This is a genomic window from Paenibacillus vandeheii, from assembly GCF_030433635.1.
Classification (GTDB): domain Bacteria; phylum Bacillota; class Bacilli; order Paenibacillales; family Paenibacillaceae; genus Paenibacillus; species Paenibacillus vandeheii.
The window spans coordinates 284,310-308,887 of the sequence record NZ_JAROCD010000002.1 but is presented as its reverse complement, the minus strand read 5'-3'; the positions used below and the strand labels follow the sequence as shown (position 1 = coordinate 308,887).

19 protein-coding genes are annotated in these 24,578 nt (G+C 46.7%); 3 read left to right on the top strand and 16 right to left on the bottom strand.

Features of this window, described 5'->3' with window-relative positions; all coding sequences use genetic code 11:
- Nucleotides 1-5 precede the first annotated feature (5 nt).
- The 6 genes from P5G61_RS04170 to P5G61_RS04145 all read right to left on the bottom strand — a co-directional run bounded on the left by P5G61_RS04170 (nucleotide 6) and on the right by P5G61_RS04145 (nucleotide 4,668).
- Nucleotides 6-674: a sugar transferase gene (locus P5G61_RS04170; protein WP_301244779.1), complete on the bottom strand. Its 669-nt coding sequence runs from the start codon at nucleotides 672-674 to the stop codon at nucleotides 6-8.
- Nucleotides 671-1,579, bottom strand: a complete 909-nt coding sequence (gene galU / locus P5G61_RS04165; RefSeq protein ID WP_301244777.1) for a UTP--glucose-1-phosphate uridylyltransferase GalU — start codon at nucleotides 1,577-1,579, stop codon at nucleotides 671-673. The genes P5G61_RS04170 and galU overlap by 4 nt, the downstream gene beginning before the upstream one ends.
- 259 nt (nucleotides 1,580-1,838) lie before the next feature.
- Entirely contained in the window at nucleotides 1,839-2,522 is a 684-nt protein-coding gene (locus P5G61_RS04160) for a CpsD/CapB family tyrosine-protein kinase (RefSeq protein ID WP_301244775.1), read from the bottom strand.
- Entirely contained in the window at nucleotides 2,503-3,255 is a 753-nt protein-coding gene (locus P5G61_RS04155) for a YveK family protein (RefSeq protein WP_301244773.1), read from the bottom strand. Before P5G61_RS04155 ends, P5G61_RS04160 begins: the two co-directional genes overlap by 20 nt.
- Before the next feature lie 68 nt (nucleotides 3,256-3,323).
- A complete protein-coding gene (locus P5G61_RS04150; protein ID WP_301244771.1) occupies nucleotides 3,324-4,073 on the bottom strand; it encodes a tyrosine-protein phosphatase in 750 nt (249 codons plus the stop codon).
- Nucleotides 4,074-4,233: 160 nt separating this feature from the next.
- On the bottom strand, nucleotides 4,234-4,668 hold the full coding sequence (locus P5G61_RS04145) for a hypothetical protein (RefSeq protein ID WP_301244769.1): 435 nt from the start codon (nucleotides 4,666-4,668) through the stop codon (nucleotides 4,234-4,236).
- A 335-nt stretch (nucleotides 4,669-5,003) separates the two neighbouring features.
- Here P5G61_RS04145 and P5G61_RS04140 point away from each other — a divergent pair, with 335 nt between their 5' ends.
- Nucleotides 5,004-5,372 carry a helix-turn-helix domain-containing protein gene (locus P5G61_RS04140; protein ID WP_301244767.1) on the top strand — a complete coding sequence of 123 codons (369 nt, stop codon included), beginning with the start codon at nucleotides 5,004-5,006 and terminating at the stop codon, nucleotides 5,370-5,372.
- A 101-nt stretch (nucleotides 5,373-5,473) separates the two neighbouring features.
- Here the strand turns inward: P5G61_RS04140 and P5G61_RS04135 are convergent, their stop codons facing one another.
- From P5G61_RS04135 to P5G61_RS04120, 4 genes are all read right to left on the bottom strand, one after another.
- A complete protein-coding gene (locus P5G61_RS04135; protein ID WP_161634243.1) occupies nucleotides 5,474-5,629 on the bottom strand; it encodes a hypothetical protein in 156 nt (51 codons plus the stop codon).
- A gap of 218 nt (nucleotides 5,630-5,847) precedes the next feature.
- Nucleotides 5,848-10,446, bottom strand: a complete 4,599-nt coding sequence (gene gltB / locus P5G61_RS04130; RefSeq protein WP_301244763.1) for a glutamate synthase large subunit — start codon at nucleotides 10,444-10,446, stop codon at nucleotides 5,848-5,850.
- A gap of 673 nt (nucleotides 10,447-11,119) precedes the next feature.
- The gene (locus tag P5G61_RS04125; protein ID WP_301244761.1) at nucleotides 11,120-13,402 is read right to left on the bottom strand and encodes a YhgE/Pip family protein; all 2,283 of its coding nucleotides are present in this window, start codon (nucleotides 13,400-13,402) and stop codon (nucleotides 11,120-11,122) included.
- A 207-nt stretch (nucleotides 13,403-13,609) separates the two neighbouring features.
- Nucleotides 13,610-14,191 carry a TetR/AcrR family transcriptional regulator gene (locus P5G61_RS04120; protein WP_301244759.1) on the bottom strand — a complete coding sequence of 194 codons (582 nt, stop codon included), beginning with the start codon at nucleotides 14,189-14,191 and terminating at the stop codon, nucleotides 13,610-13,612.
- A 358-nt stretch (nucleotides 14,192-14,549) separates the two neighbouring features.
- Between P5G61_RS04120 and P5G61_RS04115 the strand changes: the two genes are divergently transcribed.
- Nucleotides 14,550-15,770 (top strand): MGDG synthase family glycosyltransferase, encoded by a 1,221-nt coding sequence (locus P5G61_RS04115; protein ID WP_301244757.1) that lies wholly within the window; start codon nucleotides 14,550-14,552, stop codon nucleotides 15,768-15,770.
- A gap of 278 nt (nucleotides 15,771-16,048) precedes the next feature.
- Here the strand turns inward: P5G61_RS04115 and P5G61_RS04110 are convergent, their stop codons facing one another.
- Both P5G61_RS04110 and thpR read right to left on the bottom strand, forming a co-directional pair.
- Entirely contained in the window at nucleotides 16,049-16,906 is an 858-nt protein-coding gene (locus P5G61_RS04110) for a cell wall hydrolase (RefSeq protein WP_301244755.1), read from the bottom strand.
- Nucleotides 16,907-17,036: 130 nt separating this feature from the next.
- Nucleotides 17,037-17,639, bottom strand: coding sequence for an RNA 2',3'-cyclic phosphodiesterase (thpR, locus tag P5G61_RS04105; RefSeq protein WP_301244753.1), 603 nt, complete (start codon nucleotides 17,637-17,639; stop codon nucleotides 17,037-17,039).
- A 189-nt stretch (nucleotides 17,640-17,828) separates the two neighbouring features.
- On the opposite strand from thpR, the gene P5G61_RS04100 reads away from it, so the two are divergent.
- Nucleotides 17,829-18,785 carry a D-2-hydroxyacid dehydrogenase gene (locus P5G61_RS04100; protein WP_301244751.1) on the top strand — a complete coding sequence of 319 codons (957 nt, stop codon included), beginning with the start codon at nucleotides 17,829-17,831 and terminating at the stop codon, nucleotides 18,783-18,785.
- A 136-nt stretch (nucleotides 18,786-18,921) separates the two neighbouring features.
- Here P5G61_RS04100 and P5G61_RS04095 read toward each other — a convergent pair whose 3' ends face one another.
- From P5G61_RS04095 to P5G61_RS04080, 4 genes are all read right to left on the bottom strand, one after another.
- Nucleotides 18,922-19,899: a TRM11 family SAM-dependent methyltransferase gene (locus P5G61_RS04095; protein WP_301244749.1), complete on the bottom strand. Its 978-nt coding sequence runs from the start codon at nucleotides 19,897-19,899 to the stop codon at nucleotides 18,922-18,924.
- A 40-nt stretch (nucleotides 19,900-19,939) separates the two neighbouring features.
- A complete protein-coding gene (locus P5G61_RS04090; protein WP_301244747.1) occupies nucleotides 19,940-21,652 on the bottom strand; it encodes a methyl-accepting chemotaxis protein in 1,713 nt (570 codons plus the stop codon).
- A gap of 361 nt (nucleotides 21,653-22,013) precedes the next feature.
- On the bottom strand, nucleotides 22,014-23,021 hold the full coding sequence (locus P5G61_RS04085; RefSeq protein WP_435874034.1) for an MsnO8 family LLM class oxidoreductase: 1,008 nt from the start codon (nucleotides 23,019-23,021) through the stop codon (nucleotides 22,014-22,016).
- Nucleotides 23,022-23,041: 20 nt separating this feature from the next.
- Entirely contained in the window at nucleotides 23,042-24,457 is a 1,416-nt protein-coding gene (locus tag P5G61_RS04080) for a deoxyguanosinetriphosphate triphosphohydrolase family protein (protein WP_301244743.1), read from the bottom strand.
- Nucleotides 24,458-24,578 lie beyond the last annotated feature (121 nt).

The window sequence follows — 24,578 nt, the reverse complement described above, 5'->3', positions numbered from 1 at the left end:
GTAGTTTAAAATGTATTACTTTTGATCATAACGCCAACGGTTTTAAAAATAATCATTATATCCATCTTCAGAGAGACGTTAGAGATATAGTGGAAATCATATTGCAGATTATGATGAATAGGCTCCTTGCGAGCATTACTTACCTGCCATAATCCAGTAATCCCGGGTTTCACCAGAAAACGTCTGCGCTCCAGGTCCGTGTAGCTTTCTTCTACGATTCGCTTCATTTCAGGTCTGGGACCTATAAAGCTCATATCACCTTTAATAATATTAAGCAATTGTGGCAGCTCATCCAGGCTAGTCTTCCGAAGTAATCTCCCCAGCCGTGTAATTCTCGGATCATCACTTGTCGTGGGGGAGGTGCTGTACTTTGGAGCGTCCGTACGCATCGTTCTGAATTTATAGATACTAAATTTAACTCCGTTTTTCCCGTAACGTTCTTGTCTGAATATCACAGGTCCTTTGGAATCAAGCTTAATCATAATCGCTGCAACAAGCATGACCGGTGATGTAATCAACAACAGCACAGCCGCAATAATAAAATCGATAAAAGGCTTTATTACGTCAGCATAACCGCCAACACGCTGCGAGTAAGGCTGCTCCAATACTGCCGAAGTGCCATCCTTGGCCAGGGCTTCTCCACTCCCAAAGTATTCCGGTCTTGAAAGTTTCACAGACTATCCCCTCCTGCGACAAGCATTTGGTTCAATTGTTCCTTCATCAAAATTTCTTCAATAGCCATGAGGACTGGCGCACGCAATTCTTTATTTTTAAGAGCAAAATCAAGTGTGGTCAGGATATAGCCCAGCTTCTCACCCACGTCAAACCGTGAGCCTTCAAAATCATAAGCACTAATTCCTTCATCCCGATTCAGCATTTGCAACGCATCCGTGAGTTGGATCTCACCGCCTGCACCCACATTTTGTTCTTCCAGATACTCAAACACTTTAGGTGTCAGAATGTAACGACCCATAATGGCCAAGTTGGAAGGTGCTGTACCCAATGGCGGTTTTTCAACCATGCTGTTTACAGAAGACAAACGGCCCTCTGTGTGCAATGGATCAATAATTCCGTAGCGATATGTTTCACTTGGACTTACCGTTTTCACACCGAGTACAGATTGCTGGACCTTCTCATATTGCTGAATTAACTGCTTTGTGCACGGCACATCAGAAACCACAATATCGTCACCCAGTAATACAGCAAACGGTTCATTGCCAATAAAATTTCGAGCACACCACACGGCATGCCCAAGCCCCAGTGCTTCCTTCTGCCTTATGTAATGAATATCCACGTTGGAGGACTTCCGGACTTCTTCCAGTAAGCTGAGCTTTCCTTTTTCGAGCAAATTTTGCTCCAGCTCAAACGCACTATCGAAATGATCTTCAATCGCACGTTTTCCCTTGCCCGTTACAATAATGATATCCTCAATACCGGAAGCTACAGCTTCTTCAACGATGTATTGAATGGTCGGTTTATCCACAATAGGGAGCATTTCTTTAGGCATTGCCTTTGTAGCGGGTAAAAATCGGGTTCCCAAGCCGGCTGCGGGAATGATTGCTTTCCTCACTTTAGTCATAAAATACCACCCTATCCATTATTATTTTTTTATGTTTAAAAGCATGAGTTGGATCATTTAAATCCATGAAATCATGAAATAAATTGATGCAATTCTTACTTTTAATTTCATAAAAGGGCATTAAACCCAACCTCACATCACACCCTTGACGATATACGTCTAAGGTACACTACCCACAGTGTGACCGAGTGCCTACCTTGATAAAGGTATAGTAGACATCACCTTGACGATACTATCTTTGATTTATTTCGCAAATTCGTTATGCATTTCCCCCATAATAAGTACTCCGACTTTTGGGCAGCTGCACGTTGTTCAAGACAGCTCCGAGGATACGTGCGTTCACATGTTCAAGATGAGCTTTTGCCTTTTTGACCAGATCCTTCTTCACTTTGCCCGCGCTCACGACAAGAATGACACCATCACACAATGAACTAATAATTAAAGCGTCCGTAACTGCCAGAACAGGAGGTGTATCAAATAAAATCACATCGTATTCTTCCTTTAACTCCAGGAGCAAAGCCGTCATTTTACGAGATCCAATCATCTCTGAAGGATTAGGAGGTATAGGGCCGGAAGACAGGACATGCAGGCCTTCCACTCCGGTTTCCCGAAGTACTTCCGTAACTTTATATTGGCTGGATAATACACTTGTAAGCCCCACATGGTTAGGAACATTAAACATGCGATGCACCGCAGGTTTTCGCAGATCTGTATCCATAAGCAGAACCTTCTTCCCTTCCTGGGCATAGGTAACTGCCAGATTGCCGATCGTGGTCGTTTTCCCTTCACCAGATAATGCCGAAGCAATCATAATCGTTTGAATCTGACTATCAATGGATGAAAATTGAATGTTTGTTCTTAACTTCCGATAAGCCTCAGATGACGTAGACTTGGGATTAGCCATTGTTACTAGGCTCCCTTTATCATTGGTTAACCGTGGCATACTGGCCATCACCTACCTGTTTTTGAGATGTTGTTGACTGTTTGGAGAAACGTGCTTCTTCTTTCCTGATTCTGGAGATGACAGCTAGTGTAGGTATACCCAGTTCTTTTTCCAATTCATCCTCCGTCTTCAAGGTATCATCCAGATATTCCAACAGGAATATAAATCCTATAGATAATAGAAGTCCAACAAAGAAACTGATCAGGATGTTCATAACGGGATTTACATTGATGGGTCCAGAGGAATCTGTAGGTTTGGCTTCACTCAGAATAGTTACATTGTCCACTTTCATAATTACGGGGATTTGGGATTTAAACACTTTGGCAACGGCATTAACCGTTTTTGCCGCTTTTTCAGAAGATAAACCGGTAGCGGTCAAACTCATAACCTGGGATTCATTCGCGGTGGTCACCCGTAAGCTCTGTCCCAATTCATTCCCGTTCATGCCAAGATCGGGGTATGTAGCAGCTACTTTATCGAGGATTGCCGAAGATTTAATGATTTCCATATAAGAATTAATCACTTTAATGTTGGTTTGGATTGAACCAATATCCAAGTTTGGAATACCTTCTGCGTTATAAGCCTGGTTCACTATTAATTTGGCATTCGCCTCATAAATCGGTACAGTCAAAAAATAATTTTTAACACCTGCCCCAATACATGCGACTGCAACAAAGGCAGTAATGATCCAAATTCGTTTTCGTAAAATTTGCATATACTCTTTTAGTTCCATACTGTATTCCTCCCATTTAAGTCAGCAATTTATGATGAAGATTGTCTCTTCTATATATGTTTAGCTGATTACCAGAACAACAATCTACGCTTCATAATTACGGGTTCTTCCGGCTCTATAATGTAATTGTTCCATACCGACCAAGCATTTTTTTGCAAATTTTGAACCAGTTGGCTTCCAAATCGGCGTTCGAGCAGGTGATATGCAGCTTTCATCGAAAATGTTCTTCCTTCCATATTATGGGCATCTGATGAAATGAAATGAAATCCGTTTTCTTTGCAAAAATGGAAACACCATTTCTGAACTTTTCGCCCGAAAAGTCCCATGACAGACTGAGCCGTAATTTGACATAGAGCACCTTGCCCAAGATATTCAACCAATAAATCGGGATTGTTCTGGATTGGACGATTTCGTTCGGGATGAGCAATAATAGGAATGATACCCGCCAACTTAAGTTCTTGGAGTATCCCGGGGAACTGCGAGGGGATATGACCAAAGGGTAACTCCAGCAACATGTAACGGCTCCCGGCGAGTGTGCAGCACTTTCCTGCGTATAAGTCTGCAATCAGGTTGTCATGTACCCTGATCTCCTGTCCGGGACGGATCTCCAAGCGAATGTTGCGTTTGCGAAGTTCTGCATGTAGCAGGTCCACTGCCTGATTGACCACGTTGGGTTGATTGTTGTACTGCCCGTTCAGGTGATGCGGAGTAGCAATGATCGAGGTAATTCCTGAGGCTGCCGCTTTCTCAGCCATCGCAATGGACTGTTCCATATGAACAGGACCATCATCCAGACCGGATAAAATGTGGCAGTGCATTTCAACCATATCCAAACTTCCTCAATGTATGATCCCCCTCGCCCCTTTATTCATTGCGCAAATGCTTTTGGTGTTAAAGAACTAATGCATAACGCTATGAAATATAGTAAAATGGCGTTAAGTACATGCTTGTTCAGAATATGTTTAGAATGTGTTCAACTCATATGGTAAAATCAATGTAATGATAGGTTTCCTGCAAGTTAGGTTGTTCCGATGCCTTCTCATACTGGAACCGGGAAATGGTCGGAAACTGAACTTCTCGAATCATTGTATTTAACTGTCCCGTTATATATAGTGTCTGCTCTTGCTGAATATGCAAGTTTGAATGATACAATGTGAGCTCACCGAAGGGCTGTTTCCATTGCAGCCTTGCGAGGAGTCGTACACATACATGGCTATCTTCTACATCCAAACCAATTAACATCTCTGATGATATTGGCAAGTCCAAGTCGCTCAGGAAGGTGATCGCTTGTGTGTCCATTCCCAGCAACAGAACGGGGCGTCTTTTGCGGTCTACCGATTTGCCATGAAACTCCTGAATGTACATATGGACATTTAATTTCAGATCCGCCCATTCTTGAATCATTGAATTCATGGCTTCATTCCTTTAGAATGGTTTAGCTTGCAAGGGTTGCTGCCTATACTCTTTCTCACAGGTATATTGGCTAGGCAACGTGGTCATACTTAAAATATCCCAAATGATACATTTTGTAACTCCATACGTTCAATTTACGATACATTTTGTATCATGTCAAGCAGTATTTGGACATGGTTCTTTTGATTTACGACAATATGAGATGTCCTTAGACAGACCTATATACAACTAGGACTAATAAGGCATTACGATTATGCAGGAAAGCTGCCCTGATCAAACACTTGGCTCAGGATTGTTTCAATATATATTTGATGGCGTTCAGGGGGAAATAGCATATGAGCTACGGAAATCGCATTGCTGAATTAAGGGAACAGCGGGGACTTACTCAAGAAGAACTTGCGAGCTCCATTCATATTACAAGAGCTGCTCTCTCCCACTACGAGAAGAACCGACGCAAACCGGATTTCGAAGTGTTAACGAGACTTGCTGACATCTTTGGCGTATCCATTGATTATCTCATTGGACGGACGAAACAAAGTGATGTCGTGATGGATGAGGACGTAAGGGAATTTGTCGATGCCCTTGAATTATCAGATAAGGAAGTGCTGGAACGCTTCGGCCTGATGGTTGATGGTAAACCCTTAACAGAAGAAGAGGCACGTCGTTTTATTGCTTTTGTCCGCATGGAACGCAGTATGGATTAAACTCGCAAAGAAGACCCAGTACCGAGAATACACGCTCCGGTTTCTGGGCTTTTTTTAAGTCTTGATTTCCCTCCATCTATTCTATGCTTGTCGATGTGTGGTCAAGCGCGCTTGTTGTTGTCGGAGGATACGAAATGGTTCCAACGCTCCGGGTCGATTCCGCATTGCAGTAACACTTTCATGATGTCCATCTGGGTTGCTTCGACTGGTTTACCTTTCGGCTTACGATCGCCCCTGTTTGGATGCTTCATATTCATTCCGCTAACCTCTCTTATCTTTATACTTTCGCTGCACTCCAAAACTAGCCTTATTATACTTGAGAAAGTTCCTCAATGTTGTCGTCTCATGGCGATAGCGTTTTTTGTGCGGGTTCTAATTTTGTCGAAAACCAAATAGGAGCTCTACGGCGCCGCATTGGACGCCATAAAGCTCCTATTATTCTTAATACAACCGGTTCATGCACTTGAACAAGATATTAACCTCCTGCACGTGCGAGTTCGCGCATGTTGGCTTCAAAGGCAGCCAGCAGAGCAGCTTCCCCGGTCAAACCTGTTGCTTGGATACGCTCAATTTGCTCTGTCATTCGTTTGAAGTCCTTCGGTATAACCCGAACAAATTGATCTACAGATTGCTGCCAGTTATCCAGAATGCGCTGACCTGCTGTACTTCCTGTATTCGCAACATGGCGTTGAATCATGCCCCGCAGATCTGCACTCTCAGAAACATCTTCAATACGCTCCAAAAGTACCATTTCCAGATTACAACGTTTCAGGAATGTGCCTTCCGGATCATAAACATAAGCAATACCTCCGGACATTCCGGCTGCAAAGTTACGACCTGTATCACCCAGAACGACGACACGTCCACCCGTCATGTACTCACAACCATGGTCGCCTACACCTTCAACAACCACTTTAGCACCTGAGTTCCGTACAGCAAACCGTTCCCCGGCGATACCACGAATATAGGCTTCACCACTGGTTGCCCCGTATAGAGCCGTGTTACCAATGATGATGTTATCTTCGGCATCAAATGTCGCTTTTGGTGAAGGCATGACGATCAGCTTACCTCCGGACAACCCTTTGCCTACATAGTCGTTGGAATCCCCTTCAACGGTCAATGTCATACCTTTAGGTACAAAGGCCCCAAAGCTTTGTCCAGCAGAGCCGACAAATTTGAATTGAACCGTATCTTCTGGCAATCCTGCAATTCCATATTTGCGTGTAATTTCGCTACCCAAAATGGTTCCCACTGCACGGTTTACGTTAGTAATTGGAAGCACTGCTTCAACCGGTTGACCGGATTCGATCGCAGGTTGTGCCAATTGCAGCAGCTGCTGCATATCCAATGTCTCTTCCAATTGGTGATTCTGATGCTGTGTACGGTACCGTGCAGAGCCTTCTGGCATTTCAGGCACATGCAGTAATACGGACAGATCTAAACCTTTTTTCTTCCAGTGGTCTACCGCCTCTACCGTTTCGAGGCAATCCGTACGGCCCACCATTTCCTGAATGGTACGGAAACCAAGATCAGCCATGATTTCGCGAACATCTTCAGCAACAAAACGCATGAAGTTAACGACATGTGCAGGATCTCCCGTGTAATTTTTACGCAATTCAGGGTTTTGTGTCGCTACACCTACCGGACATGTATCCATCTGGCAGACACGCATCATAATACAGCCGAGTGCAACGAGTGGTGCTGTAGAGAATCCATACTCCTCAGCTCCCAGCAAAGCAGCGATAGCCAAGTCACGACCATTCAACATTTTGCCGTCTGTTTCCAGAACGACACGGTCACGCAGATTGTTCAGCATCAACGTTTGATGTGTCTCTGCAAGACCCAGCTCCCAAGGCATTCCCGCGTGACGAATCGAGCCTTGCGGGGATGCACCTGTACCACCGTCATAACCGCTGACGAGGATAATATCGGCACGACCTTTGGCTACGCCAGCCGCAATCGTTCCGACGCCGACTTCGGATACCAATTTAACGTTGATCTCTGCACGTGGATTGGCATTTTTCAAGTCATAGATCAACTCAGCCAGATCCTCAATCGAGTAGATATCATGATGCGGTGGCGGAGAGATTAGACCTACACCCGGTGTTGATCCACGAACTTCAGCAACCCAAGGGTATACCTTACGTCCAGGCAGCTGTCCACCTTCACCCGGTTTTGCTCCCTGTGCCATCTTGATCTGAATCTCGTCGGCATTGACCAGATAGTTGGATGTTACACCAAAACGTCCGGATGCCACCTGTTTGATCGCACTGCGACGAGAATCACCGTTGCTATCTTTTATGAAACGCGCCGGATCTTCCCCGCCTTCACCTGTATTGGATTTACCACCAACACGGTTCATGGCGATAGCGAGATCTTCATGTGCCTCTTTACTGATCGAACCAAAGGACATTGCTCCGGTTTTGAAACGGCGCATAATGTCTTCCACGGATTCTACTTCTTCCAAAGGAATCGCAGGACCGACCGGTTTCAGTTTCAGCATGGAGCGAATAGTCAGCAACTGATCATTTTCACCTTGCACGAGTTTGGAATACTTTTTATACAATTTGTAATCGCCAGTACGTACTGCATGTTGCAGCGTATGGATCGTTTGCGGATTGAACAGATGCTCTTCTCCGTCGTTACGCCATTGGTATTCCCCGCCGGAATCCAGTACTTTGTCATTGCCATCTTTGTCCGTAAAGGCACGGTTGTGATGAGTCAGCGCTTCGGCTGCCACTTCTTCCAGACCAATCCCGCCAATTCGGGAAGGCGTCCATGTAAAGTAACGATCAACGAAGTCCGATTTCAGACCCACCGCTTCGAAAATTTGAGCCCCGCGATAGGATTGAATCGTCGAGATTCCCATTTTGGACAATATTTTAATAACGCCCTTGGTGGCGGCTTTAATATAGTTCTTCACGGCTTTCTCATGTGAGATGCCCCGCAGCAGCCCTTGCTGAATCATGTCATCCAGCGTTTCAAACGCCAGATACGGGTTCACCGCACTTACACCGTAACCAAGCAGCAAGGCATAGTGATGAATATCACGCGGCTCTGCCGATTCCAGCAAAATGCTGACTTTGGTTCTGGTTCCTTTACGAATCAGATGGTGATGCAAACCTGCTACAGCCAGCAATGCTGGAATAGCCGCATTCTCGGCGTCCACACCACGGTCAGACAGAATCAAAATATTATGCCCTTTGTCAATGACACGATCCGCAGCTTCGAAGAGCAGTTCCATCGCTTTGCGAAGTCCTTCTGCGCCTTCTTTGGCTGTAAAGAAGATCGGGATCGTCATCGAACGGAAGCCCGGACGACGAACGTGGCGAATCTTCGCAAAATCCTCATTGGAAAGTACAGGTGTATCCAACCGAATCTGACGACAGCTCTCTGGTTCAGGATTCAACAGGTTACGCTCGGGTCCGATCGTTGTTGCCGTAGACGTTACAATCTCTTCACGAATCGCATCGATCGGTGGATTGGTAACTTGTGCAAACATCTGCTTAAAATAGTTATACAGGCGCTGTGGACGATCCGACAGAACCGCCAGCGGTGCATCATAACCCATGGAGCCTGTTGCTTCCATTCCTGTTGAAGCCATAGGCTCCAACACTTTGCGCAATTCTTCAAATGTATATCCATAGGCCAGCTGAAGCTGGGTCACGTTAGCATGTTTTGGATCAGGCAGTTCCGGTGCATCCGGCAGCTCATTCAGGTCCATCAGATGCTCATCGAGCCAATCCTGATACGGATTCTCGGCTGCAATGAGAGCTTTCACTTCCTCATCCGCAATGATACGTCCTTGTTGTGTATCGACAAGCAGCATACGTCCTGGACGCAGGCGGTCTTTGTAGAGAATTTCTTCAGGAGCGATATCAAGTACCCCAACCTCGGAGGACAAAATAATGCGGTCGTCTTTCGTTACATAGTAACGTGCAGGACGCAGACCATTCCGGTCAAGTGTTGCACCAATCTGCAAGCCGTCGGTAAAGGCCATTGCTGCCGGCCCATCCCAAGGCTCCATCATCGTGCTGTGATATTCATAGAATGCCTTTTTGGCAGGGTCCATTCCCTCATCTGTGCTCCAAGGCTCAGGAACCATCATCATTGCCACATGTGGCAATGAACGGCCGCTCAGATACAGGAACTCCAATGTATTATCAAACATGGCTGTATCGGAACCGTCCGGATTGATAACCGGTTTCACTTTGGAGATATCGTTACCGAACAATTCACTCTCGAACAGCGATTGCCGGGCATGCATCCAGTTCACGTTACCACGCATCGTATTGATCTCACCGTTGTGGATCATGAAGCGATACGGGTGGGCACGTTCCCAGCTTGGGAATGTATTTGTACTGAAACGGGAGTGAACCAGCGCAATCGCGGATTCCACGAGATCTTCCTGAAGATCCAGGTAGAACTGTCCCACCTGTTCGGTTGTCAGCATGCCTTTGTACACGATTTTACGACAAGACAAGCTTGGCAGGTAAAATGAACCGCCTTCCGCTTCATCCGCTGAATAACGAATAGCCAGCTCAGCACGTCTGCGAATGACATACAACTTCCGTTCAAATCCCAGTTCATCCGTAACTTCTGCCGATCTTCCAATGAATACCTGACGTACATATGGCTTTGCTGCAAGCGCAGAACGTCCAAGCATCTCATCAAACGTAGGCACATCCCGGAAACCCAGGAATGTTTGGCCTTCTTCTTCGATGATCTTCTTAAGGCTCTCTTCGTGCGCACTGCGGATAGCCGGGTCCTGTGAAAGGAATAACATCCCTACGCCATAGAAGCCCTGTTCAGGTAATGCAAAACCAAGACGGTCCGCTTCCTGTTCAAAATAGCGATGTGGAATCTGGATCAATATACCGGCTCCGTCACCGGAATTCGGCTCACTGCCCTGTCCTCCGCGGTGTTCCATGTTACTGAGCATGGTCAGTGCCTGACTAACGATGTCGTGTGAAGGTACTCCTTTGATGTTGGCAACAAAACCCATTCCGCATGCGTCTTTTTCGAACTGTGGGTCGTACAGACCCTGTTTAGGAGGTAATCCGATGTGTCTCATGGAACGCAACCTTTCTATAATGAAGTATTTCGGAAAGATCAAGAACATAGGCAACAAGCAACAATGAAACGGGAGGAGCGGGCAGTTTCAGTTTTGAATAAAAGCCTGCTAAATGGACGAGGGTGACAGCGATATGGCTGTCAATCTTATAAGTGCTGCTATTGCGACAGGCCATCCATGAGAGGAGCTGATCCGGATTATCCGGCAAACAGCTTGGTATAACAACACGCAACCGCTGGCACGGCCGCTGATATGGAGCGACGTTTTTTGATATAGTTCTATTATTTTAACACCGACCTAACATCAGCGCAATTTAAACTTTTTAATACCTCTGATAAGAAATGTTTTGCAGTACAGCTTTAGTGTACTGATGCTAAAATTCATCTCTTTTTCGAATAATTATACACATTTTATGTCAGAGTACAACTGATTTTAATTACTGACAAAAGAAAATCATTCCATATGTGGCCTGTGTTTATCCATTGTTGGGCCAATATCTCATGCCATGCTCCAGCGATTATCTTCATCCCTATGCATTGGTATACAAAAAGAGTCTGCAACCCATTTTCGGGTCGCAGACTATTTGCACTATTTGACTACTATATTGCATAATTTTGATACTTGAGTTCAAAGTTTATTTTCAATATTTTGTCCTGTTCGGGCCCAATTCGGCTTATGCCGTCACAACTTGACCGGATTCAGCCACTTCGACTTCTTTTTTGCGACGTCTGCCGCTCCAAAGGAAGAAAGCCAAGGTCAGCAGCACAGATACACCTGCATAGATTGCCAGAATGCCGACCTGATGCCACATTACATCGAAATTGCCACTTGATACAACTGCCTTGAAGCCCATGATGCTGTGCGTCATTGGCAACCAAGGGCTAAATGCCTGAAGCCACGACGGAATCAGCTCTACCGGGAAGGTTCCCGCACTTGCTGCAAGTTGGAAGACCAACAACAGAATGACAACATAACGTCCTGGCAGGTCAAGCCAGGTCACGAGAGCCTGAACAATAAACATAAAGGTCAGCCCCGTAAAGATCGTGAACAGATAGAACAGCGGTACGCTGTGTGTTTCCAATCCAAGACCGTATAGCATGAAGCTTGCCACGATTACGGATTGGATCATGCTCACAAAGCCGAATACGAGTGTACGGCTGACAAAACGGTTCCATCCCGTTGCGCCCGGTACGGAAGTTTCCCGCATTTTCAAAACAATCGTTGAAATCAGTGATCCAACAAACAAACCGATGGACAGGAAGAACGGCGTCAACCCTGTACCGTAATTGCTGACGTTCTCTGTCGTGTTCTCGGACGTATTGACAGGTTCAGCGAACATGTTCACCACATCGTCTGTCTTTTTGACTTCTGACGTTTTCTGAGCCGCATCGTTCAGCTTGGTAGCCAGTTCGCTAGAACCGTCTTTCAGTTCAGTTAAACCGTCTGCCAGCTTGCCTGCACCGTCACCGAGTTGTTTGGAGCCGTCCGTGAGTGAACTCACGCCACCGCTCAGTTTACCTACACCCGTTTGCAGGGCTGTGGTTCCCGAGCCCAGTTGCTTGGCTCCATCGGCCAGCAATGTACCACCACTTGCAGCATCGCCCAGCTTGCCGCTGAACTGCTTCAGACCATCGGAGAGCTTCGCTCCACCTTGGCTAAGCTGTCCGGCGCCCGCAAGCAATTGCTGCTGACCATCCACCAGCTGGTTCGCGCCCGTCAGAAGCTGCTCCTGGCCTCCATGGAGCTCTGCTGCACCTGCTGCCAGTTGCTGATTGCCCTGATGCAGCTGATCTGCACCCTGCGCAAGCTTCTGTTCGCTCTCATGCAGCTGCTTACTGCCTTCGGCTACTGCCGCACTGGCAGCCAGCAGCTTCTGTACATCCTCACTGGCTGCCAATTCAGGGTTGGATGCAGCAAGCTGCTTCAAACCGTCTGCAACGCCCTGTGCACCGTCTGCAACCTTGCTGCTGCCGTCTACTGCCGATTGCAGGCCAGCTGCCAATGTGCCGCTGCCTTGCACTGCGCTTTGCAGACCATCGGACAGCTTCGCACTGCCTTGCTCAGACGATTGCAGACCCGCTTGCAGCTTGCCTGCTCCGTCCACGGAAGACTTCAGACCAGTTTCGAGCTTGGCACTGCCGTCCTTCAACTGGTCTGCACCGCTCTGAAGCTGGCTTGTTGCCGCCGCTTGAAGCTGCTGCAAACCGGATACCAGATTTGATGTTCCACTTTCAAGTTTGGTCGCACCCGTGTGCAGTGCATTGACACCATCACTTAGTGGAGACAAGCCATCCTGAAGCTCCAATGTTCCCGAAGCCAGCTTTTCCAAATTATCCTTGAGCTTCACAGCCCCATCATCGAGCTTGCCTGCGCCGGTATTCAAATCTCCTGCACCGTCGCCCGCTTCAGCCAATCCGTCCGATACTTCGGAAAACTTGTCGAGCAGTGTCTCCGCATAGGATTCCGTTACTTTGGCAGAAACCTTAGCTTTCAGATCCTTGATAGCCGTCTTGCCAATCTGCGCACCCACGAAGCTGTAATTGCCATTTGGTTCGTAGATCAGATCAGACGGTTCGGGCTTGTCGTCAAGCAAAGTGGTTGCCTGGGATGAAAAGTTTTCCGGGATCGTAATTTGCATATAATACTTGTCGTTTTCCATGCCTTCTTTGGCCTGGCTGGCACTGACAAAGTCCCATTTAAAATCTGCATTCTTCTTCAATTCATCGACGAGGTCGCTACCAACATGCAGCGATTTGCCCTCCAGCTCTGCACCTTTATCAAGGTTGACCACTGCAACCGGCATTTCATCGACATGACCATAGGGGTCCCAGTAAGCAGCCAAGTAGATACCGCTATATAGAATTGGAATAAACAAAATAGCAATAACGGGGATCAACACCTTCGGGTTTCTCACGGCCGATCCCACATCCTTGAAAAACACGGATAAAGATTTCATGTTATTTTCTCCCCTTGTTCTCTCTGCTCCATGAGCAGAATAACCAAAATATGAAATTCATTTGACCTGTTACAGAAAATTACCGAAACACGAAGTGACTACTTTCCTCAAACGGTCACTTTAGAGCAAAAAAACAAACCTGTCTCTCGACAAGCCTCACTGCCTGCATGCTTATAATTAACCCTATTATAGTAGAATAAATTCGGGTTACGTTGCGACAGCAATTCCTTCCATTAAGAAAAGGCGAAAGTAATTCTTGATTTCCTCTTTGCTCAGCGGCTCGTGCTGCTTGTTCCAATCTGAGGTGAGGGCAATGTACAAACGAATCATCATAAAAGCTACTACCTGTGGATCACAATCACGAATCTCTCCGTTGCTCCTTGCCTTCTCTAGCTCCCGTGCCAGAAAATCGGAGATGACCTTCTCCACTTTCTCCAAACCTTCCTTGGCCTGAAGAGTTCCAAAATCCTTAAGCTCCTGGGACAATTTAACCAGCAAATCGTGATCACGGCGAAACTCCAGCAATGAATCAAGCACACGAAACAGATTATCAAAAAAAGCACTTTCCTGATGAACTTCACGGTGAGCAATGTTTTTCATTTCCTGGATTACTTCCACCAAAATCTGATCAAACAATTGTTCCTTATTCGTAAAGAACGTATAGATCGTTCCCTTGCCAACGTTCGCAATCTTCGCTACCTGATCCATCGTGGTTGCCTTGTATCCAAACATGGCAAAAGACTGCGAGGCTGCATGAATGACCTGCTGTCTCCTGTCAATCGGAGCCATCATATCCCCTCCTCATTTTCTTGATCGTTCTCTTTAAATGACCAAAAATACAATTCGGTCATTCGGTCAAAAACTAGATTACCACTCTCATCATCAGATTGCAACCCTAACATTAAAAATTTGTGTTAATTTTTTTTAACCGAAATGCAGTGGAAACTGCTCGTGTCGTCGTCTATAGTGTAAGATGACTCCAACAATCGGATAAAGACGAAGTTTCGATGTATCAGAACATCAACTATTAGTGTAAATATGTAACGAATGAACATGATTTTCCGCTTCGCTGTATATTCATGTAGTAATGCAACGTGCGGTATGACTATGAGATGTTAAATTTAAATTGATGAATAAAGGTGAACTCATGCGAAAACCAAGAGTGCTCTTGTTATCCGAAGGTTTCGGCACCGGTCACACCCAGGCCGCCCATGCGCTCGCAAGCGGCATTAAGAAAGTCAGTCCACATGTGCATAGTCGGGTCATTGAGCTTGGCAAATTTTTAAATCCAACCATGGCTCCGCTTATTCTGTCCGCTTACCGTAAGACGCTAACGGTTCAGCCCAAGCTGGTCAGTCTGCTGTATCGGACGCAATACAACAAATCACTAAACGGATTTACCAAACTGGCCTTGCACCGGATTTTCTATACACAGACGGCCCAAGTCGTATCCCAATTAAAACCCGATGCCGTGATCTGTACCCATCCTTTTCCAAATGCGGTCATCTCCCGGCTGAAACGTCAGGGACTCAATATTCCATTGTATACGCTCGTCACAGACTATGACGTACATGCAACGTGGATCAATCCCGAGGTCAACAAATATCTGGTATCCACACCGCAGGTAAAGGCTTTGCTTGAAATCAGGGGTGTTGAGCCCTCTCGCATCCAAATCACCGGCATTCCTGTACATCCTGATTTCTGGGAAGCAGGAGACAAAGTGAGCCTCCGACAGGAATTGGGGCTTCAGAACATGCCCACTGCTCTGCTGATGGGTGGCGGATGGGGACTTTCCTTTGATGAAGAGCATATGAAGACTCTCGCCTCCTGGGCAGATCGGGTACAGCTGCTGTTCTGTCTGGGAAGCAATGAGAAAATGATTGCCAAGTTGAAGGAAATGCCCTGCTTCCAGCATCCGAATATACGCATTCTAGGTTATACCCGCGAGGTCAGCAAACTGATGGATGTATCCGATGTGCTCATTACAAAGCCAGGCGGCATGACTTGTACGGAAGCATTGGCTAAAGGCTTGCCGATGTTATTCGTGCCTCCATTACCGGGGCAGGAAGAAGAAAACTGTGAATATTTTGTACAAGCCGGATACGGTCAGGTTATTCACTCTGCTGACGTTATTACTAATCGCTTCAAGCACTTGAGCGAACAGGTCTATGCACCACGTGAAGCTGAAAGTCAGCTGAAATCAGTCCACAAACCAGGCAGCAGGACCACCTATGATCCAACATGTTGTGCCCAGGCTGTTCATGATTTATTGTTCCCGGCTACAGCGGAAGTCACATCCGCACCCAAGGAGCGCTTCACAGCCGGAATTGGGGCCACTTCGCTGTCAGGTACCCGAATCCCATTCTAGCAGCTCTATGACCCCTTCTAATCGTTCTACGAGGGCGTTTCATCTCTTGAGGACATGCATAAAGAAGGTTCCCCTCCATTGATCCGGAAGGGAACCTTCTTTTATTTTCTTCATATCTCCGTATGATTTGCTGGAAAAAAGGGTAATTTAAATAACAAGCCCTCATCAACAAATAAATTAAAAACGAACGAAATAAAACTGTATTCCAGGGCTTTTCAAGGTCTATGTAGTGAATACATAGTTAACTACCCTGCCTGTTTGCAGAATTTAAAGGTCAATTACTTGTAAAAAGTATGATGCCCAATCGTTTTTACTTTTTTCTGAGAACGAGCCACTGTCAGATCATCCGCAAGCGTCAATGACAAGAAATAATACGTATCATCGGCGACTTCCTTTTTCCCATTCAACGCTGCATTAACAGCCTTGATACTGTCCTCATTGGGAGTAACACGTTTCAAGCGCCCGTTCGCTACAGGACTGAATTGGGATTTTTGATAGATTACTTTGTAAATAGTATCGGGAAAATTGGCTGACCGCAGCCGGTTTAAGACAACATTGGCAACTGCCACTTTGCCTTCGTACGGTTCACCTTCCGCCTCTGCCATGACGATTTTTTGCAGCAGAAGCAGCTCTTTATCGGACACACTGTATGACCAGGTTGCAAGTTTCGAGTCTTCCTGGTTCAGAAGTTTGGTCCGTGTAAAGTAAAGTTTTTGGGGGGGAGTCGTAATTGCAGCTACCGCTTTGGCACGCTCTACTTTGGCCAATTTCAGAGCTGCCTCTTTTTTCGCTTTGGCCGCAGCTGCCGCTCGGGCCGCATGTTTAGCCTTGGCTTTTTTCTGTTCCTGCTCTTCCTGAGCAGCCGTCAGCCAGTTCTTGGCTGGGAGCGAATAGGTCCAGTAATCGGCCTGAATAGACGCATCAGCAGACAGACTTGTCCCGTCTGCCATCATTCGCCTGTCTTCGCTAAAAGAATTTTCGCTATTTTCTGCCGAACCCGCAAGTTCAGTCATCTGTTTGCTATCACTTGCCTCATTCCACTTTCCAGTCGCCTGAACGACATTAGCCCCCACTATACATACAAGCAGCACAGATAACATCGGTGCCACCCAACGATTCTTGCTTATAATATCCATTCGAAGATTCCTCCTGTCGAAACAATTCCCTAATCTAAGTAACCACAAAAAAAGAATTTGAATAACGATGGCTAATATTACATAGGGAATAACGTAATGTCAATGTGATTTTATGTCATATCGATGAGTTTCAGGAAAAAGAAAACGTATCCACGACCTCATACATCGGCGCCTGACCTGGCTGTGTCACATAAAGCACAAAATCTTGTACCATCCAAGAATTAACACCCATAAAGTCTTCAGGAAGCACTCCAAATATGCCTTTATCTTCATTTCCTGGGTCCTGCCCCAGAAATTTACGCGCAATCGTAATATGAGGAGAATACGGTCTTAATTCGGCCTCGAATCCAAGGGAGGAAGTTGCGTCCACAATCCGTTTTTGCAGAAGATGAAGTTGATCCATATCTCCCTCGACACCTTTCCACAGCACCTTTGGTGCCTCTTTTAACCCAAACGTTCCCCATCCGGATAATTGCAGCTCAAAAGGCTGAAATCCGTCCGTCGCCGAGCGAAGCGTTTTCCGAAGATGTCCAATGTCACTAACAAGGGTATCTCCCAGAAATTGCAATGTAATATGATAATCTCTATAATCGGTCCACTTGCGAAAATCAAGTTTTCCTTGCACCTGTTCGGCAGTCATTCGAAGTGAGTTCTGAATGGGTGCAGGCACCCGAAGTGCAGTAAATAATCGTTCCCGTCGGGATGGAAGATCCGTATATGAATAGTTACTCATGGTAAACACCTCTTCTAAAGTTCGATTTATTATTTCATAGTCGTCTCTATAGTTTCAAGTTGGTTAATTATAGAGTGACACAATTTTTGGGATTTGAACATGAGGCTGTATTCCTGCCTTTTACGCACATCACCTTCTTTTCTGCTAAACTAAAACCACAACATATTTGAAATCAGGAGGCCACTAACTATGGGTAAAATTGTATGTTTTCCATCCCTGTCCACGAAACAACAGCAACGGATTCTGGATGCAGCGCCAGGGTATACACTTACGATTGGCAAAGCCAAAGAGATTAATACATCGGAGTTAAAAGAAGCCGAAATTATCGTAGGCTGGTCTCCTCTGGTAACCGAGCATGCACTCAAAGAAAACGGCCCTCTCAAATGGGTTCAGGTCTGGTCCGCAGGTGTGGACAACCTTCCATTCTCTGATCTGGAACAAAAAGGGATTTCATTAACCAGTGCGAATGGCGTACACGCCATTCCCATTACCGAAATTATTCTGGGCATGATGTTGTCCCACAGCCGCTGGCTCAGACAAGCGATGCTGCACCAGCAGCAGGCGGAGTGGAAATCACCAGGCAAAGCGCTTCCGGAATTGCATGGAAAAACAGCCGTTATCGTAGGTGTCGGAGAGATCGGATCAGAAACCGCGCGTATTCTAAAAGCATTGGGCATGAATGTAATTGGGGTTCGGCGCTCTGGAAAAGACGTTCCGAATGTAGACCAAATGTACAATATGTCTGGTCTGCATGAAGCACTAAGTCAAGGCGATTACGTCATTAATATTCTGCCACTTACGGATGAAACTCATCATATTTATAATCAGGCTGCATTTGAACATTTCAAATCCGGTTCCTGCTTCGTCAATGTGGGACGTGGTCCAAGCGTGAATACGGAAGCCCTGCTGGGTGCACTGGACAGTGGACAGGTTGCCTTTGCTGCACTTGACGTATTCGAGGAGGAACCACTGCCTGCCAACCATCCACTGTGGAGCAAGGAAAACGTCCTGATTACACCACACATTGCTGGAAGTACAGAACAGTACACCGAACGGGCTCTTGATATTTTTGTGCAAAATCTGGAAGCGTATATTGATGGAAACCCCCTTCCTGTCAATCTGGTAAATTATAGTCATAAATACTAAAAACGCTTGATGTTCCTATGTGAAATAGTACAAATCCATGTGAGATATTTTTCCTATGAAAATCAAAAACCTCCACACCGGAAAATGGATTTTTTCCCGTGTGGAGGTTTTTTCTGTTATTTTCAGTACAATCGTGCTAAGTACATAGCCAAATGTGACGTATAAACGTGCCTTTGCTCACCGTTCGATACTGATCGATGTTCCATCCGGCATCCAGAATGTGCCCCTCCACCCATTCGGTGGAAACGATAACTGCCCGTCCTGTCAGCTTACGCAGACTAGTTAACATGGCAAGTTGTTCCTCATCGGGAAGAACAGAGCAGAGATTATATGGCATGTCCAGGATGGCTGCATCGTATGTTCCTTCCAGATCATTCATATCTCCGAGGGTAATTCTGGCTGGATCATAACCATAATGAGGAAGATTAATGCGCGCACCTTGTACCGCCAAAGGGTTCAAATCATTCCCTTTTGCCTCAATCCCCATCGACAATGCTTCAATGACAACCGTTCCCATTCCGCAGCACGGATCGAGTAACTGATGCCCCTGCACTTGCGGAATCGCAATATTGACCAATGCTCTGGCTAGCGTTACACCAAGGCCTGTGGAATAATTTTGCGGCTTCTGATGATGGGTTTGCCACGAGCGATCGGCTTCTGTCCATTGACCGAGGAGCCATTTCCCATTTGCATGGATTAGTCCGAAAGTCACATCAGGCTGTTTCATCATGGCTTTGCCTCGAATGCACATACCCAGCTCTTTTTCCAGCAAACGGGAATGTGCATAATCCGGCATGTGATCGCCCTCTTTCAGGCAGACCACCTTGAACGTTTCACCGGAAGACAGATCGATTTGTGAAGCCGCAGGCTTCAAATCTTCCACCGTATCCGTTTCGGCCATCACATCCAGTCTGCCCCGGACGAACGGACTTCTACCTGGTGGAATGCATAGAGTAGAGCGGACATAAGCATGATTGCCGGAATGAATATCTGTGCCAGGAACGAGCATCGTTTCCAACTCCAGTTCACATAAAGCACGTTCATTCTCATGGCAAGCAAAGGTATATACGTAACTTCTGACAACTGAATCTTTGCCGTTTGCAGAGCTCAACATAGTAGCCGTCCTTCATGTTTCTTCTATTATAAGAAGAGGTTTATATTTTTAATTTTTCAATGGAAACAAGCAGGTCTTCGGACAATTCTTTCAAGGTTTGAATATTGCCGCTGATCGTTTCCATTGAACTCACCTGTTCCTCAGCCGACGCTGACACTTCCTCTACACTGGCCGCGGATTCCTCTGATACTGCCGAAATTTGTTGACTGAAATCATTCATGCGTTCGCTCGCCTCCTGCATGCCCTCCAGACCATCCGTCATTGTACCAATGACCTGAACCATGCCCTCTACCGACTCACTAATGGAACGGAACAGATTGCCGGAATTACGTACTTGCTGCTGCCCGCGCTCTGTCTCCCGTACACCTGTTCTCAATTCCTCAACCACACCCTGGGAATCCTTCTGAATATCCTCCGTGATGACGGTAATCTCTTCTACAGAAGTCCGAACGGCTTCGGACAATTTACGCACTTCTGCTGCAACGACTGCAAATCCGCGACCACTCTCTCCTGCACGAGCAGCTTCGATGGAAGCATTCAATGCAAGCAGATTGGTTTGGCGTGCAATCTCATGAATGACTTGAACCAGCTGCGTTATGTCTTCGTTTTTGCGATCCAGCTGCTCCATCTTGTTCATGGAAGACGAAACTGCGCCAGCAATCTGCTGCATCTGGTTCACGGATTGCTCCATGGACTCGCGACCGGTCAGTCCTTGTTTCAGAATGAGGTCAGACATCAGGCGAAGCTGGTTTCCCTGCTCCGAATGTTGCTGAATATGTGTGTTCAATCCCTCGACGGTACGGGCAGATTCAACAGCCGTTTCCGCCTGACTCTCTGCTGCTTTTGCCGATTCTTCCATCGTTATGGCAATTTGGCGACTGCCAATCTTAACCTCTTCAGAAGAAATGGCCAATTCGCTGCTTTGGCGGTTGACGGCTTCAGCAATCCGTCTGACATTCAATACCATGGAGGTCAGATTACCTTTCATGTCGTTCACTGCTTTGGCAAGTACACCAACCTCGTCTTCATGTTTGGTATGTATGTCCTGGACATTCAACTGACCCTCCGCAATCAGTTTCACGGCACTAATCACCCGAAGCAGTGGTTTCACGACTTGTAAACGGATAATCGGGATCGCAATTGCTGTAATGATAATCATCACCAGAACACCAATGATGATAATGATTCGGCCATCCTGGACGGATCTGATCGTCTGAGCCGCTGAAAGATCGGACTGCGCCTGATTGTATTCCACCAAAAAGTCCAGATGGACTTGCATGGCATCGAAGGAAGCTGCCCCTTTTTCCGATACTTCCTTAGCCAGTTGTTCCTGACCTTCGTCACTCAGTTTGATGGATTGCGTGTTAATCTTGAGGTAATCTTCCCATTTTGTCTTTAAAGCTTCCCAATGTTCATTCTCTTCAGCTGCCTTTTCCTGCTGATCATATATTTTAATGGCCTGAGCTGTTTCACGAATGTATTTGGTGCGCTCTTCAGCGAGGTCCGCTTTGGCCCCTGCCTGTGCATCATAATGGCGATAGCTCAATGACAAAATATGTTCTGTTGTATAATTCAAACGGTTAATCTGCTGGATGGAAGGCATCCAGTTATTGGTGATCAAATTCGTGTTTTTTTCCATCGAATTCATTTGTGTAACAATCGTGACACTAAGAAGAATTAAACAGAGGATTAATAGATAGAACGCGATGCTGATACGCAGACCGATACTCTTGATCCTGAATCTGCTGAACATATGATTTCCCCCTTGTGCCCATCTTCGGCCACTTCCGTATTTTAGGTGCTTTTGTCGTTGTTTTACCCTTCTTTTGGCATCTTGCAAAATACTCTTTTCTATATTATATCTATGGGTAAAGAGACGTAAAGTATTATAACATTCTTTTGTTTTAGTCATGCTTTATTTTGTAAAATCTTGTGATTATTTCAGATGACCTGTTGAATGGAGTCGAACGATGTAAATTTATGACCAAAATGAAGCAAAAAAGAGCTGCAGCATACGGCACATATTCCGATCTGCAGCTCTTATGATTTGAATCCATGCCGAAGGCGGGTATGGAACCCGCCATTCTTTGTATATAACAGCTAACCAGCCACCCTTATGCGTTCGCCAGTAACTTGTAAGAGGCCAACCTTCGCTCGTAATCCGGTCCAGTGGTCACCACAAGCAGTCGATCCGTGTCCAGTCTGTGGCATACCTGCTGCAACTGATTCCAAACCTGTGCAGGTGTGCCGGCGTAATGGCGTTGTACTTCTTTTCCATCAGCATCGGCCCTGTCGTCGTTGGTGCGGGTACTCGTGTTGGCGATGTCAGACTGCGTCGAATGCTCTTTCCCTCCGGCTTTGCGTCTCTCCGCTATCTCGTGACTCCAGGACAACGCCTCTTCCTGCGTCTGCGCACACAGCACACTGACAGCAACCATTACCTCAGGCTCTTTTCTGTTGGCACTGGGGATAAACCCTTCCCGGTAACGCCGCACGGCCTCTGTACCATCCGCGTCACTCATGAATTGTCCGAATACATACCCCATACCGAAACGAGCGGCAAACTCGGCACTCTTTACGTTGGTACCCAGCATCCATAAGGATAACGGAAGCTCGGGAATCGGTCGGGCTGTCACCGGATGTTCTTCATAGGTGTACCGGTCTTCCAGCAGTTCGGTCAGTGCCGCGAGCGATTCAGGCAGCTTGGACACATGTTGCAAGTAATTGCCACTCAAGGCCATCGTCGCATGGGGGCCGCCCCCAGGAGCACGTCCCAAGCCTAGTTCGATGCGCCCCGGATAGAGCGCCGCAAGTAGTCGGAATGACTCTGCTACCTTAAGCGGGCTATAGTGCGGTAATAACACGGCACCCGAGCCGAGCTGGATCGTGTTCGTTCGCGCGCCGATATGGGCAAGCAGCACTTCCGGCGATGCCGATGCGAGTTCATCCATGTCATGATGTTCAGACGTCCAATATCTCGAATAGCCCCACTCTTCAGCACGCTGCGCAAGTGTAACGGATTGTTGGAGCGCCTGTTCTGCTGTGACGCCGTTCAGCCTTGGAACAAGGTCAAGTACGCCAAGATTGTATTTTTCACTGATGTTCGCACCCAAGCGTCTCATCTCCCTTCGTCTCGCTTATCTTAGTCCAGATCGTAGATGGAACCGACCTTGAGACCGTAAAGTTCATTGTATATTTTCTCGGCAAAAGCATCCGTCATCCCGGCAATATAATCAATCACCATATGCTCCCACGTCCAGATCGGATTCGCCTTCGCTTGATCCTTCTCATAACGCTGCAGCCAATCGGACGGAATAATGGATTTGGACGTTTCCGGATCAAGGAAAGCATCCCACAGACGTTTAATCATCCATTCACTGCGTTTTTGTAACCTCTGCACACGCAGGTCACGAATCATGGTCACCCAGGCAAAGCTCTTAAGCACGCTCACCGTACGCAGCATATCGAGATCCTCGGCGCCTTCACGGACAAACGTCACCTTCTTCCAGTCTCCGTTATCGATAACTCCCAGACTTGCGACAAAAAGACTGACCCAGTAAGCTTTGACCTCCCGGCGGGTGCGTGAGTAGTCATGCTCACAGAACGGCATCTTTTCATTCCAGATGCGCAGGAACGAAGCGAGGACTTCTTCGACTTTTTTGCCAATCGCTTCCCTTGTCCATCCGTTCCAGAACAGATCCTCCAGCGTTGTAATCTTATCCACAATCAGTCGATTGATATGCGGATCTTGCAGGAAATGCTCATGTACTTCGATTTTGCCTGCCTTGATGCCATCCTCCAGATCATGTGCGGAATACGCAATATCGTCGCAGAGGTCCATCAGCTGTGCTTCCAGCGTCTTTTTGCCATCAGGAATATCCCAACGATTGCGAATCTCGCGGATATACTGCCATTCATGATGATACATGCCCTTCTTGCTCTCCGTACCAGGATACGGATACTTATTGATGCCGAGCAGCACTGCATCGGACAGGTTCAGTCCATCGATATCCTCCCGTTTCTCCAAGTACATAATGAGACGGAAGTTATGTGCGTTGCCTTCAAAATGCTCATATTTCCGCTTCAGCTCTGCACGAATCTCCGGTTCCGGTTGGGGTGATTTGGCCCCACGATTTTTCTTCATGATTCTCTTGACCTCAGTGTTAATGAGATCATCGAGGATGCCATCCAGTACTTCTTCTCCTTTATGCCCAAAAGGCGGGTGACCGAAGTCATGCGCAATCGCAGCACACTCCACCACTTCCGAATCAATAATCAGTCCGGGGCTGTCTGCCTGATTCAACTCCACCTCCGGGTAGCGTCGCAGCAAGCTTCTTGCCGCTTCCCGTGCAATCTGCGCCACCTCCAGGGAGTGGGTTAGTCGTGTGCGATAATAATCACCCGTTCCTGCACCAAACACCTGTGATTTGCCTTGCAGCCGACGGAAGGTCGGTGAATGTATCAGTCTGGAGTAGTCGCGCTCATAGGCTGCACGAACCCCATCCAGTTTCGTTAGTTCAGGATATTGTCTATGTTCTCTCAGATCGTTCCATTGCATGTTGATCACTCCTAGCCGACTGTCTCTATTTTGAGTGATTATACACATATTCTTCAGTTTCGAAAAGCAAAACCTGTCTGCGATTGTCATCTCTTCTCACATCAACTTGTGATGCACAGTC